10 protein-coding genes are annotated in these 14525 nt (G+C 33.0%); 8 read left to right on the top strand and 2 right to left on the bottom strand.

The annotated features are described in order from the left end of the window. The first annotated feature begins 108 nt into the window (after window positions 1–108). Complete coding sequence (locus ACRDEC_RS05640) at window positions 109–2202, top strand: glutamine--tRNA ligase/YqeY domain fusion protein (RefSeq protein WP_431497357.1); 2094 nt, start codon at window positions 109–111, stop codon at window positions 2200–2202. 469 nt (window positions 2203–2671) lie between these two features. Here ACRDEC_RS05640 and ACRDEC_RS05635 read toward each other — a convergent pair whose 3' ends face one another. After that, window positions 2672–3658 carry an SPFH domain-containing protein gene (locus ACRDEC_RS05635; protein WP_431497356.1) on the bottom strand — a complete coding sequence of 329 codons (987 nt, stop codon included), beginning with the start codon at window positions 3656–3658 and terminating at the stop codon, window positions 2672–2674. A gap of 109 nt (window positions 3659–3767) precedes the next feature. On the opposite strand from ACRDEC_RS05635, the gene ACRDEC_RS05630 reads away from it, so the two are divergent. Beyond that, on the top strand, window positions 3768–4421 hold the full coding sequence (locus ACRDEC_RS05630; RefSeq protein WP_431497355.1) for an outer membrane beta-barrel protein: 654 nt from the start codon (window positions 3768–3770) through the stop codon (window positions 4419–4421). Between the two features lie 74 nt (window positions 4422–4495). After that, window positions 4496–5005 carry a hypothetical protein gene (locus ACRDEC_RS05625; RefSeq protein WP_431497354.1) on the top strand — a complete coding sequence of 170 codons (510 nt, stop codon included), beginning with the start codon at window positions 4496–4498 and terminating at the stop codon, window positions 5003–5005. Between the two features lie 241 nt (window positions 5006–5246). Here the strand turns inward: ACRDEC_RS05625 and gltX are convergent, their stop codons facing one another. Beyond that, the gene (gltX, locus tag ACRDEC_RS05620) at window positions 5247–6752 is read right to left on the bottom strand and encodes a glutamate--tRNA ligase (protein WP_431497353.1); all 1506 of its coding nucleotides are present in this window, start codon (window positions 6750–6752) and stop codon (window positions 5247–5249) included. A 149-nt stretch (window positions 6753–6901) separates the two neighbouring features. Here gltX and ACRDEC_RS05615 point away from each other — a divergent pair, with 149 nt between their 5' ends. From ACRDEC_RS05615 to ACRDEC_RS05595, 5 genes are all read left to right on the top strand, one after another. Next, the gene (locus ACRDEC_RS05615) at window positions 6902–10222 is read left to right on the top strand and encodes a DUF4175 family protein (protein WP_431497352.1); all 3321 of its coding nucleotides are present in this window, start codon (window positions 6902–6904) and stop codon (window positions 10220–10222) included. Next, window positions 10209–10628, top strand: a complete 420-nt coding sequence (gene ybeY / locus ACRDEC_RS05610) for an rRNA maturation RNase YbeY (protein WP_431497351.1) — start codon at window positions 10209–10211, stop codon at window positions 10626–10628. The genes ACRDEC_RS05615 and ybeY overlap by 14 nt, the downstream gene beginning before the upstream one ends. Before the next feature lie 144 nt (window positions 10629–10772). Further along, complete coding sequence (gene mnmG, locus ACRDEC_RS05605) at window positions 10773–12644, top strand: tRNA uridine-5-carboxymethylaminomethyl(34) synthesis enzyme MnmG (RefSeq protein WP_431497350.1); 1872 nt, start codon at window positions 10773–10775, stop codon at window positions 12642–12644. A 142-nt stretch (window positions 12645–12786) separates the two neighbouring features. Further along, the gene (locus tag ACRDEC_RS05600; RefSeq protein ID WP_431497349.1) at window positions 12787–13635 is read left to right on the top strand and encodes a class I SAM-dependent methyltransferase; all 849 of its coding nucleotides are present in this window, start codon (window positions 12787–12789) and stop codon (window positions 13633–13635) included. Between the two features lie 263 nt (window positions 13636–13898). Continuing rightward, window positions 13899–14474: an OmpH family outer membrane protein gene (locus ACRDEC_RS05595; protein WP_431497348.1), complete on the top strand. Its 576-nt coding sequence runs from the start codon at window positions 13899–13901 to the stop codon at window positions 14472–14474. The last annotated feature ends 51 nt before the right edge of the window (window positions 14475–14525 follow it).

The raw sequence follows: 14525 nt of genomic DNA, 5'->3' as shown, positions 1-14525 counted from the left end.
TTATCCGATAAAATTACAACTTTTTCTGAAAGAACCAACAAATAACAAAATCAACAAATGACCAAATAACCAACATTTTTGATAACTTTGTTCTTTCAATTTAAGAATATGTCAACTAAAGAAAAATCACTGAATTTTATAGAGCAAATCATTGAAGAAGATTTAAAAAATGGTTTGTCTCAAGCTAAATTACGCTTTCGTTTTCCGCCTGAACCTAACGGTTATTTACACGTTGGGCATGCCAGTGCAATTTGTTTAAATTTTGGTTTAGGTATTGATTATCAATCACCTGTGAACCTTCGTTTTGACGATACCAATCCGGCAAAAGAAGAGCAGGAATATGTCGATGCGATTAAAAGAGATGTAGAATGGTTGGGTTACAAATGGGCCGAAGAGCGTTATGCATCAGATTATTTTCAAGAGTTATTCGATTGGACCATTGAATTGATTAAAAAAGGAAAAGCTTATGTAGACAGCCAGACTTCGGAAGAAATGGCTTTGCAAAAGGGAACTCCAACACAACCCGGTGTTGACAGTCCATTCAGAAATCGTTCTGTAGAAGAAAATTTAGATCTTTTTTTACGAATGAAAAATGGTGAATTTGAAAAAGGAGCACATATTTTAAGGGCTAAAATTGATATGGCTTCTACTAATATGCTTATGAGAGATCCGATTATGTATCGGATTTTACATGAATATCACCACAGAACTGCTGATAAATGGTGTATTTATCCTATGTATGATTGGGCTCATGGAGAAAGTGATTATTTAGAGCAGATTTCACATTCTTTTTGCACATTAGAATTTTTGCCTCACAGAGAATTATACGATTGGTTTTTAGACCAAATTTATGATAGCAATAAAGTACGTCCAAAGCAAAGAGAATTTGCCAGAAGAAACTTATCGCACACTGTTGTATCTAAGCGAAAATTACTGCAATTAGTTGAAGAGAAGTTAGTTACAAGTTGGGATGATCCGCGGATGTCAACTATTTCCGGTATGAGAAGGCGTGGGTATACTCCTACTGCCATTCGTAATTTTGCTGAAACTATTGGTATTGCCAAAAGAGAAAATTTGATTGATGTTTCTTTATTGGAATTTTGTGTTCGTGAAGATCTGAATAAAATTGCTCCAAGAGTAATGGCTGTTCTTGATCCTGTTAAGTTAGTGATTACCAATTATCCTGATGGAAATGAAGAGTGGCTTGACGCAGAAAACAACCCTGAAGAGGAAGTAATGACGTTCAGAAAAGTGCCATTTTCTAAAGAAATTTACATCGAAAGAGATGATTTTCTTGGTTTTAATGAAGATTTCGTTGGAAAAGAAGTTCGTTTAAAAAACGCCTACATTATTAAATTTGAAAGTATTGTTAAAGACGCTAATGGTACTATTACTGAAATCATAACTTCTTATGATACTGATAGTAAGAGTGGTAGTGGTTCTGAAGCTAGTAACCGTAAAGTTTCCAAAACAATTCATTGGGTTTCATTAATTCATGCCGTTAAAGCAGAAATCAGATTGTATGATCGTCTATTTTTAGAAGAATCTCCGGATACACATAAGGATAAAAATTTCTTGGAATTTGTTAATCCGAATTCTTTGAAAACTGTTATTGGAGTTGTTGAAAACAGCTTAAAAGAAGCTAATGAAGGTGATAAATTCCAGTTTCAACGTACTGGATATTTCTGTGTTGACAGAGATTCAACCGCTGATAAATTAGTTTTCAACAAGACCGTTGATTTAAAAGTAACAGTAAAAAATAACGATAAAAAGGAAGAGAATTTACTTAATTCAATTCCAAAAAATATTAATAGTTTCTTTAAAACCAATGATTTAGAAAAAAGACAAGAATTTGAAGTGACGTTTAAAAGTACTATTTCAATTATTGAAAATACAGATTTGTTACTTAATTCTTTTAATAAAAGTCTTAGCAATATTAATGACAAAAACTCGCTGCTTTTTGCTAATCTAATTATTGAACATTCAAACAGTTTGGATGTCGAAACTATTGAAATTGACAAGTTGCAAAAATTATTTAATTTTTCAGGTGCGAGCCAGTCAAATATTGTCAGATCTGAAATGGTAAAAGCATTCGGAAGTAAAAAATATCTTTTGGATCATTTTAGAGAAAAACTTTCTGATTTGAAAGAAAATGAAAACGATGAAATGGTTTTAAACAGTTTTGAACTTTTAAAAATGTAAAACAGTTATCATAGAAATTTTATATAATAAACCCACTTTTAAGTGGGTTTATTTATTATTGATTTTATCGATAGATTTTCTAAAAACTATAATTTGTAATAATTAAAAGTGACCTTCATATTTTAATTTTAATTTATTTAAAAAACCAGCTAAGGTGTTTTGTTGTTTATGTAATAAAATTGCAGTAAATCGCTTTATTTCAATTTTGCCTTTATTTCTTCTTAAATATAATTTTTTTTTATTGATTTTAAAAAACAATCAGTTTTAATTATTAAAACTGACCTTCATATTTTTATTTTAAAGGATTTAAAAATTAGACCAAGGTGTTTTATTGTTTCATGTGGCAAAATTCCAATAAAACGCTTTATTTTGCTTTTTCGTTTTTTTCAGCATAAAATTGAGATAAATTGATTCAGCTCAAAAAAAAAGAGTCTCATTTCTGAAACTCTTTTTTTAAAGTAATTATTTTTTAAACTTCGGGAGTTGGATTTGATGTGTCCGAAGGATTATAATCTGTTGAAGTATGATCTTGATTTTTCTTTACTCGTTTAGGTTGATTTTTCATTTGTTCCCCAATCATATTTGATGCAGTAAAACTGGTTACCAAATTATTCAGCATATCTCCAGCTGCTTGTGGTGAATTTGGTAATAAAATTAAGTTCGAATTAGTATCGGCACCAATCGCTTGTAATGTATCATAATGTTGAGTGATGACAATTAAGGCAGAAGCTTCTTGTGAATTGATACCTACTTCATTCAATACCGCAACACTTTCTACCAAACCTTTAGCAATTTCACGTCTTTGATCGGCAATACCCTGACCTTGTAATTTTTTACTTTCAGCTTCAGCTTTTGCCTTGGCAACAATTCTAATTCGTTGTGCTTCAGATTCAAACATCGCTGCTGTTTTCTCTCTTTCTGCAGCATTGATACGGTTCATCGCATTTTTTACTTGAATATCCGGATCAATATCAGTTACTAATGTATTGATAATATCGTATCCATAAGCCATCATTGCTTCGTTTAATTCGCGTTTTACTGCTATAGCAATATCGTCCTTACGGACAAAAACATCATCTAAAATTAATTTCGGCACTTCGGCACGAACCACATCAAACACATAAGCAGTAATCTGGTCGTGTGGATATTCTAATTTATAGAAAGCTTCATACACATGCTCCTGGATAACTTTGAATTGTACAGAAACTTTCATTTTTATGAACACATTGTCTTTTGTTTGTGTTTCAATAAGAACATCTAATTGTTGGATCTTCAAGTTTACTCGGCCTGCAATTCTGTCAATAACAGGAATTTTAAGTTGTAAACCGGAGTTTCGAATGCTTAAGAATTTTCCAAAACGCTCAATAACTACCGCTGTTTGCTGTTTTACGGTAAAAAAAGAAGCCATTAGAAGAAAAAAGCCTACAAAAAGTAAGGCAAGTACTGGAATTCCCATAGTTTTAGTTTTTAAGTTATTTGTTTAATGATAGTTATACGTTGGTTTGTAGCAAAAGTTACATGGGTTTCAATTATTAATTTTTACTTTTGTTTAAAATTTATGATTTATGAAAAGGATATTTCTTTTTAGTTTGATGATTATTTCTATAGCTGTACAGGCACAGCATGGTTACAGAGATGGCAATCGAATAGGTATTTCTGGTGGAATAACACAAACCTCTTTAATTACTTCTAACTTTAGTACGAAACCGGAAATAGGTTGGATTGGTGGATTTTCGGTCCGCGGGAATTATTATAATAACTTCAGTATGATTTTCGGAATGCAGTTTTCAGAAAGTAATTTCTCTGTTGGAACCACTACCCTTTCGGCTCAGAATAAAGAGGTTAATTATAAATTTTTGGCTGCTCAGATAAGGTTATTGTTAAGTTATAATATTGTCGAAGATCATTTTTCCTTTGAACTTGGCCCAGTTCTCCAAGTAAATGATAAGCTAAAATTTAATTCCAATGACAAGGAAAATAGGATTGCAGGAACAGCATTACTAACTAATGATATTATTGATGTCACTAAGATTAACGGTAATTTTTATGCCGGTATTTCAGCAGGTTCCAAAAGAGTCAAAGCAGTAGTATCTTACCAGTATGGGTTGAATAATTTTCTGAATAATTTGAATAAAAGCGAAGAATTTAAGTTGAAGAACAACGGTGATTTCAAAGGGCATTTAGGAATACTGAGCGGACAGTTGTTGCTTAATTTATAAATTAAGAAAAGACGCCATTATAATCGCGCAAATGACCTACATTTGCGCGATTTATTTTTAACCTAAAATTATATATGAAAACGATTAGATTTTTAACTTTTACAACATTCATTTTTTTACTATCAATTTGTTTTAGTTCTTGCTTTATTGGAAGAAATGTAGTAAAAAAAAGAGCAAGAGTAGCATATACAGAAGAAAATAATGCTATTCCACCAGAATTCGGAAAAAAAGAAACGGTATTGCTATGTGTATTAAAAGGGAGAAATAGCTATGATAAATATTTAAGAAAAGCAGTAATTGAAAATTATAAAGGGGAGTATTTATTTATAACTCCTTATGATTTAATAGGAGAAAAGTATCCTAGAGAAAAGTATAGATATTATTTTGATTATAATATGGGAAAAACTTCTACTGTATTCTATCAGAATAGTGGTTTAAGTTCATCGATAACTTATAAAGCTTTTTTTGTTCGTGATAGGCTAACGAATGAATCGTTTGAGAATGGTGCTTCATTTAGTTATTTTAGAGAGGCTATGATAGTTTATATGCAAAACCTCGAATTTAAAAGATTATCAATTCAATAATTTAAGGCCTCAAAATATTTGAGGCTTTTTTATTTCATGTTAAAATTGATCCTTTTCTTTCGAAGCTATTTTCAATCCAAACAGTTAATTTGACTATTTGTTTAAACTGGAAAAGGTTTGTATTTTTTTGTTTTGACTGGAATATGCAGGACATAATAACATGGCTATTTTAGGGTTTTTCAACAATCCGGTTTATGTAAGTTGTATATAAAAAACCCTGCATTTGCAGGGTTTTCTTTTTCTATAAAGTTTGAATTGCTTTTTCAATTCGTTTAATGGTTTCTTCTTTCCCAATCATTTCAACAATGTCAAAAAGATGTGGTCCCATCATTTTCCCGACTAAACTTAACCGGAAGGGCTGCATTACTTTCCCTATTCCTATTTCATTTTTCGTAAGCCAGTCTTTTACCTCGGTTTCAATATTTGCAGATGTAAAATCAGTGGTATTTTCCAGGACTGAAATCAATTGTTTCATTAAATCAGGAGTTTCTTCTTTCCAGTTTTTTGATGCTTTTTCATCATATGTTACTGGAGCTTCAAAGAAATAATCAGACAAATCCCAAAGTTCATTAACAAAATGCGCTCTTTCTTTTACTGAAGTAACCACTTTTGTTACATATGCTAAATCGGTTTCTATTCCCTTTGATTGAACAATTGGCAAAAATAATGTTGATAAACTGGCATCGTCTTTCTTTACAAGATATTGATGATTAAACCACTTGTTTTTTTCAGGATCAAATTTAGCCCCTGCTTTGTTGACTCTGTTTAAATCGAATTTTTGAATTAATTCTTCTAACGAAAACAGCTCTTGTTCTGTTCCGTCATTCCATCCTAATAAGGCTAAAAAGTTGATTACTGCTTCTGGGAAAAATCCATTTTCTCTATAACCGGAAGAAATACCTTCTTCGGTTTTCCATTCCAAAGGAAATACTGGAAAGCCCATTTTGTCTCCATCTCTTTTGGATAATTTTCCATTTCCGATTGGTTTCAAAATCAAAGGTAAATGGGCAAACTCTGGAGCTTCCCATCCGAAAGCTTTATACAGTAAGACGTGTAATGGCATTGAAGGAAGCCATTCTTCACCACGAATTACATGTGATGTTTCCATCAAATGATCATCTACAATGTTGGCTAAATGGTAGGTTGGCATTCCGTCACTTTTAAATAGTACTTTATCGTCTAGTAAACTGGTTTCAAATTTTATATCGCCACGGATGATATCTTTCAGATGTAACGTTTCATCAACTGGAGTTTTAAAACGAATAACATATTCTTCTCCGTTTGCGATTCTTTTTTCTGTTTCTTCTTTCGAAATTACCAGAGAAGTGTCTAATTTTTCCCTGTTATGATGATTATAGATAAAAGTTTTCCCTTGTTCTTCATGCTCTTTTCGATGTGCATCCAGCGCTTCTGAAGTATCAAAAGCATAGTACGCCCAACTGGAATCTATTAACTGGTCAGCATATTGTCTGTACAATGGTTTTCTTTCGCTTTGGCGGTACGGACCAAATTTTTCATTCTTTCCTACAGTTTCATCAGGAGCAATTCCCAACCATTCCAGCGCTTCCATAATATAGGCTTCAGCACCAGGAACAAAACGGTTCTGATCAGTATCTTCTACTCGCAAAAAGAAAACACCATTGTTTTTTTTGGCAAATAAATAATTAAATAAAGCGGTACGTACTCCGCCAATATGTAAAGGTCCTGTAGGACTTGGTGCAAAACGCACGCGAACTTGCTTTGACATTTTATATAAAATTTGATTGCAAAGATACGGTTTCAATGCGTCAATTTAAAAATTTGAAAATGAGATTTATCCATTGGCTTTTTTTTAGCATTTAAGCAATTTAAAAATTTGTACTTTTATAGGTTATTAAGACAAGAAACTATATTACTGTGGAAAACTCAAAAATTATATTTCAAAAGCTCGAAGGATTTATCAGGAAATTTTACACCAATGAATTGTTGCGGGGGACTATTTTCTTTGTTGGATTGGGACTAATTTATCTTTTGGCCACCAGTTTCATTGAGTATTTTCTTTGGTTAAAACCGGTTGGCAGAACATTCTTGTTTTGGTTATTTATCTGTGTTGAAGTTTTTTTACTTATCCGATTTATAGCTTTTCCTGTTTTTAAACTTTTTAAAGTTCAAAAAGGAATTGATTTTAACGACGCTTCACGAATCATTGGCAGTCATTTTTCTGAAGTAAGTGACAAGCTAACTAATTTTCTTCAGCTTTCTAAAGATGATAATCATTCCGAATTGTTGCTGGCATCGATAGAACAAAAGGCTAATTCTTTGCAGCCAATTCCATTTACGAACGCCATTGATTTTAAGAAGAATAAAAAGTTTTTACCGTTAGCAATTATTCCATTGTTAGTTTTCTTGTTTTTAATACTTTCAGGTCGTGAGCAATTTATTACTGAAAGCATGAATCGTGTAGTGCATTACAAAGAACAATTTTTACCTCCTGCTCCATTTAGTTTTGTTGTAACTAATAATTTGCAAACGGAGCAAAATAAAGATTTTGTTTTGAAGGTTAAAACGATTGGTTCAGTTGTGCCTGAAAAAGCCATGATTTTTATTGATGACGAAAGCTATTTTATGGAGAATAACAAACAAGGTGAATTTCAATTTGTATTTGAGAAACCACTGCAGAATGTAGATTTTCATATCGAAGCAAATGAGATTTCTTCTGAAGATTACACGCTGAATGTTGTCACCGTTCCTGCCATTTCCAATTTTATAATGACACTCAATTTCCCAAATTATCTGAATAAGAAATCGGAATTGATTAAAGGAACCGGTAATGCTATTGTACCGGAAGGGACACAAATAACATGGAAAATCAGTACGATTGCTACTTCTGGAATTAGTTTGATTCACGATAAAGCCTCTTTTTCTTTTCAGAACTCTGGAAATGAGTTTAAATTGACGAAGAATATACTTCAAAACACAGATTATCAAATATTTACTTCAAATAAATCGGTTAAAAACTATGAAAAACTGAACTATTCAATTAATATTATCAAAGATCAGTATCCAACCATCAAAGCTACAACTGCACCGGACTCTTTAAAGGTTGGTAAAAATTATATTTTAGGACAGATTTCAGATGATTACGGATTTTCAAAATTACAGATTGTCTATTTTCCTAAGGACAAACCGGAAGATGCGAAACGCGAAACTATAGCTGTTAAGCAGGATGTCTTTGGTCAATTTGTTTTTTCATTTCCAAGCAACTTACCTATTGTAGTGGGAGTGCCTTACGATTACTATTTTGAGGTATTTGATAACGATGCACCGCATAATTTCAAAAGTTCTAAATCTTCTGTTTTCTCTCATCGTGAATCTACACTTGAAGAGAAGCAGGAAGAGAATTTGCAACAGCAGAATAATAACATCAATAGCTTGCAGAAATCTCTTAATGCGCAGGACAAACAAATGTCTGAATTGGAAAAACTGAAAAATAATAACAAAGAAAAAAGCAGTTTAGATTATAAAGAGCAACAAAAAATAAACGATTTCATAAAAAGGCAGAAGCAACAAGAAGATTTAATGAAAGAGTTTTCAGAAAAAATCAAAGACAATTTAGAGCAATTTAAGTCCAATGAAAAAGATCCTGAAAAGGAATTATTAAAAGAACGTCTTGAAAAAGCGGATAAGGAATTAGAAAAAAATCAAAAGCTTTTGGATGAACTTAAAGAATTAAACGAGAAGTTGAATCAGGAAGAGTTGTTTGATAAGATTGAAAAATTCCAGCAAAAGAGTAAAAATCAAACTAAGAATTTGGAGCAGTTAGTTGAGTTAACTAAGCGTTATTATGTAGAGAAAAAAGCTGAACAGATTGCAGATAAATTAGAGAAACTTTCTGAAAAACAAGATGCGCTTGCTGATGATAAAAAGGAGAATTCTACTGAAAAGCAAAACGAAATCAATAAAGAATTCGATAAGATTCAAGAAGAATTAAAGGAATTGGACAAGGAAAACAAAGAGTTAAAATCGCCAATGGACATTCCTCAAGACAAAGAAAAGCAAGAAAGCATTGATAAAGATATGCAAAATGCTTCTGATGAATTAAAGAAAAATCAAAAAGAGAAAGCCTCTCCTAAACAGAAAAGTGCAGCAAAAAAAATGATGCAGATGAGTCAGTCGATGCAATCTGAAATGGAAGGTGGCGAACAGGAACAAATGGAAGAAGACGTTAAAATGCTTCGTCAGATTTTAGATAATCTACTTGAATTTTCATTTTCTCAGGAAGGATTGATTAAGAATTTCAAGTCGATGTCAAGTGTGTCATCTGCTTCGTTTACGAAATATCTTAAGACGCAACAAGATTTAAAAACCCAATTCAAACATGTTGATGATAGTTTGTTTGCCATGTCATTGCGTAACCCAAAAATCAGCGAGCAAGTTACTTCTGAGATTGGAAAAGTATATTACAACATTGACAAAAGCATTGAGAACTTTACAGAAAATCAGTTAGGGCGCGGAACAGCTAGTCAGCAATTTTCATTAACAAGTGCTAATAATTTGGCTAACTTATTAAGTGATATTCTCAACGGAATGCAAATGTCGCTTGCTGGAATGGCTGGCGGAAAACCAAAACCAGGACAAGGACAAGGGATGCAATTGCCGGATATCATTAAGAAGCAAGAAGGGTTAGCCAAGAAAATGGGTGAAGGAAAACCTAAACAAGGTAATGATGGCAAGCAGGGAGAGAAAGGTGAGAAAGGTGATAAACCGGGTGATAAAAAAGGAAGTAAACCTGGTTCAGGCGGAGAAGGAAGTGATGGTGAAGGAGACGCAAAACAAGTGTTGGATATTTTAAAAGAACAGCAACAATTGCGTGATGCATTGGAAAAAGAATTGCAAAAAAACGGTCTTGGCGGTTCAGGACAAAATGCTTTGAACCAAATGAAACAGATCGAAAAGCAACTTATCAATAAAGGTTTCACTAACGATGTGATTCAAAAAGCATTGAATTTAAAATATGAATTACTCAAACTAGAGAAGGCGATGCAAGAGCAAAATCAAGATACGAAGCGACAATCGAATACAAACAAAACGCAGTTTAATAACAGCGCTTCTCCTCTACCGCAGAAATTACAAGATTATTTAAATAGCATTGAAATTTTAAACAGACAAACACTACCTTTGCGCTCCAATTTTAACCGCAAGGTTCAAGAATATTTTAGAGAAAATGATAAGCTTTAATTATGAATTAGATTTCGAAATCCCAAACGAAGAATTGTATTTCGATTGGATTTCAAATGTTATTAAGTCCGAAAATAAGTCAGAAGGAGAAATTAATTATATTTTTTGTGATGATGAGTATTTGGTTGAAATGAATCAACAGTATTTAAATCATGACACTTTAACTGATATTATTAGCTTTGATTATTCTATTGGCAACGAAATTAACGGCGATATTTATATTTCCATTGAAAGAGTAAAAGACAATGCGGTTGATTTTAATGTTGATTTTAGTGAAGAATTGAAGCGAGTTCTTATTCATGGTGTGCTGCATTATTGTGGATATAAAGACAAAAGCGAAGCCGATGAGTTGTTGATGAGAAGTAAAGAAGATGAAAAAATCAAATTGTTTCACGTGAAACAATAGGTTTTAATTTATTGTTTTTTGATTGTTTCACGTGGAACAGTTTTAAATACAATAAAAGAAAAGGATGAAGTTCCACGTGGAACAATTAGAATATAGGTTTGGATTTCCGTGTAACCGGATCTAAATATTAAACTCCAAGTTAAAATGTTTTTAGAAAAATACGATGTAATTGTGGTTGGTGCCGGACATGCCGGATGCGAGGCTGCCGCTGCCGCTGCAAACTTAGGCTGTAAAACTTTGTTGGTTACAATGAGCCTTCAGAATATTGCACAAATGTCCTGCAATCCTGCTATGGGTGGAATTGCAAAAGGACAGATTGTTCGAGAGATTGATGCTATTGGTGGTTATTCAGGAATTGTTTCTGATAAAACAGCCATTCAATTTAAGATGTTGAACAAGTCCAAGGGACCTGCAATGTGGTCGCCAAGGGTGCAAAGTGACCGCATGCGCTTTTCTGAAGAATGGAGATTAATGTTGGAGCAAACTCCAAATCTTGATTTTTACCAGGAAATGGTTTCCGGTGTTATTGTAGAAAATAATAAAATCATCGGAATTAAAACGGCACTAGGTCTAACCATTTATTCAAATTCCGTTGTGTTGACAAATGGTACCTTCCTAAACGGATTGATCCACATTGGTGACAAACAGTTTGGAGGAGGACGTGCTGGCGAAAGTGCTTCTTTCGGAATCACGGAAGATTTGATTAAAGTTGGTTTTGAATCTGGAAGAATGAAAACCGGAACGCCTCCACGTGTTGATGGACGTTCTTTAGATTATACAAAAATGAGAGTTGAAGGCGGCGATGTTAATCCTTCCAAATTCTCTTATTCCGATATGACAAAACCATTAACGATTCAAAGGGATTGTCATATGACTTATACGTCTCCTTTGGTTCATGATTTATTGCGTGAAGGTTTTGAACGTTCGCCAATGTTTAATGGAAGAATTAAAAGTTTAGGGCCAAGATATTGCCCTTCTATCGAAGATAAAATTAATCGTTTTGCGGATAAAGACAGACATCAGTTATTTGTGGAACCTGAAGGGTGGAACACCGTTGAAGTTTATGTAAACGGATTTTCAACTTCGCTACCGGAAGACATTCAGTTTAAAGCTTTGCGATCTGTTGAAGGATTTGAGAACGTTAAATTTTTCAGAGCAGGTTACGCCATTGAATACGATTATTTCCCTCCTACCCAATTGAAACATACTTTGGAAACCAAGTTAGTTGACGGATTGTATTTCGCTGGGCAAATTAATGGAACCACAGGTTATGAAGAGGCAGCTTCTCAAGGTTTGATTGCCGGAATTAATGCCGCTTTGAAAGTTAAAGAGCAAGACCCTTTTATTCTAAAACGTGATGAAGCTTATATTGGCGTTCTTATTGATGACCTTATTACAAAAGGAACCGATGAACCGTATCGAATGTTTACATCACGAGCCGAATACAGAACTTTACTTCGCCAGGACAATGCTGATTTCAGACTGACTCCAAAATCTTTCGAAATAGGGTTAGCTTCTGAAGCAAGAATGCGACGCATGGAAGAAAAATTTTCTAAATCTGAAGCGATGGTAGATTTTATCAAAGAGACAAGTGTCACTGCTGCGGAAGCAAATCCGGTTTTAGTCGCCAAAGAAACTTCTGAGGTTACACAATCCGATAAAATGTTTAAAATATTTTCACGCCCACAAATCGATATGCAGGATATGATGCAATTTGATAAAGTAAGGGAATATGTTGCTGAACATGATTTAGATCAGGAAATTTTGGAACAAACCGAAATTCAGGTTAAATATTCAGGCTATATCGAGAAAGAAAGAAATAACGCTGAAAAATTGCACCGTTTAGAAGACATGCATATTCCTGAGAATTTTGATTACGATAAATTAAAATCTTTGTCTTATGAAGCCCGAGAGAAACTTAAAAAAATTCGACCGGTAACAATTTCACAAGCTTCAAGAATCAGTGGCGTTTCACCAAATGATATTTCAGTATTATTGGTTTTTATGGGAAGATAATAATTGCAAAGTACAGGAAGGAGAAATAGGATACTATACCTACTCTACTTTCCTGTTTTTAAATTTCAAATGTTCCACGTGAAACGAATATTTGAAATTTTAGGAACAAAGAAAATTTATATTTTATATTTTATTTCAATACATGGATTTTTTAAATCAATCTGTTTTTATCAAGGTCAAAGATAATTCCGTTTCAAAAGAAAATTTCGAATTGCTTATCGATGAAAACTTACAATTATTAAAAACGCATCCGCAACCTTCGCTGGATGTTTTGCCTAAATATTACGAAAGTGATGATTACATTTCTCACACAGACGGCAAGCGCTCTTTGTTCGAAAAAATGTACCATTTCATAAAATCCTATTCTTTAAAAAAGAAAGTTTCTCTGATTAATTCTTTTCATCCCGAAAAAGGAACATTATTGGACATTGGCGCGGGCACTGGAGATTTTTTGGCTACTGCCAAAGGCAATGGCTGGCAAACAACGGGGTTAGAACCAAGCGAAAAAGCTAGAAATACAGCCATTTCTAAAGGAGTTTCCTTTCAAAACTCAATTGAAAACATTGAAAACCAATCATTTGATGTCATAACAATGTGGCATGTATTGGAACATGTGCCGGATATTGAACAGCAAATCAAAGAATTGAAGCGATTATTGAAGCCAAACGGAACAATAATTATCGCTGTTCCAAATTTTAAATCGTATGACGCAAATTATTACGGAGAATTTTGGGCGGCTTATGATGTGCCAAGACATTTGTGGCATTTTTCAAAAATTTCCATTCAAAAATTATTTGCCAGCGAAAATATGAAACTCATAAAAATCCTTCCGATGATTTTTGACAGTTTTTACGTTTCACTTTTATCGGAAAAATACAAAAACGGAAAAATGAATTTTTTTAAAGCTTTCTGGATCGGATTTGTGTCTAATCTCAAAGCAAAGCGTACATTGGAGTATTCATCGCATATTTACGTGTTAAAAAACCAGTAAAACGCATTTTAAGCGCGTTTTAAAGAGTTTCTCAAAACAAAGCAGGTATTTTTATGTCGAAAAAAGGAAAGTGCTTCAAAAACACTTAAAATAAGCCAGTTTCAATAGCGAAAAACTATAAAAACCGAATTCGAATAATAATTTCTTATGATTGTTTTTTTGCCCAAATTTCAAAAAAAGAACAATTCAAAATGCTATATAATTCAACATTCCAAAAAATTACTACTTTTACCAAAATTTCAAAAAATTAATTAAAATATAAAATGAAAAAAATTGTATTAATTGCTGCATTGGCATTTTCAATGATTGCCTGTGATAAAACTCCAAGTGCTAAAGAATTCAAAACAGCGTATATCGATACAGCAAAATTAATGGAGGATTATGATGAAGCTAAAGAATTGAACGAAAAATTTAAAACGAAAGGCGAAGTCATGGATCGTGAACTTGAAGTTACTGCCAAAAACCTAAAAGCAGAAATGAATAGTTTTCAACAAAACGCTATGGCAAAAGGTCAGGCTTGGGCTCAGCAAAAAGGTACTGAATTGCAACAAAGACAGCAACAATTGCAGTATACTCAACAAGGAATGTTGCAAGAATTACAGCAAGAAAGCGGGAAAGAAACAGACAGTTTAGTGAAGAAAGTAAAACAATTCATTAAAGACTACGGAAAAGAAAAAGGATACGATTATATCTATGGAACAGGCGATGCAGCCACTGTTTTGTATGCAAAAGACGCTTATGATATTACTGGTGAAATGGTCAAAGTTCTAAATGAAAAATTCGCCGGAAAAGTTAAAACAGAAGAGAAAACGGAAGACAAGAAGGAAGAAAAAAAATAATCTCCTCAAGCAATAAGTAAAAACCTTCATCGATTGTGATGGAGGTTTTTT

It is taken from the genome of Flavobacterium sp., assembly GCF_050696275.1.
Lineage (GTDB): Bacteria > Bacteroidota > Bacteroidia > Flavobacteriales > Flavobacteriaceae > Flavobacterium.
This window is presented reverse-complemented; position numbering and strand designations above follow the sequence as displayed.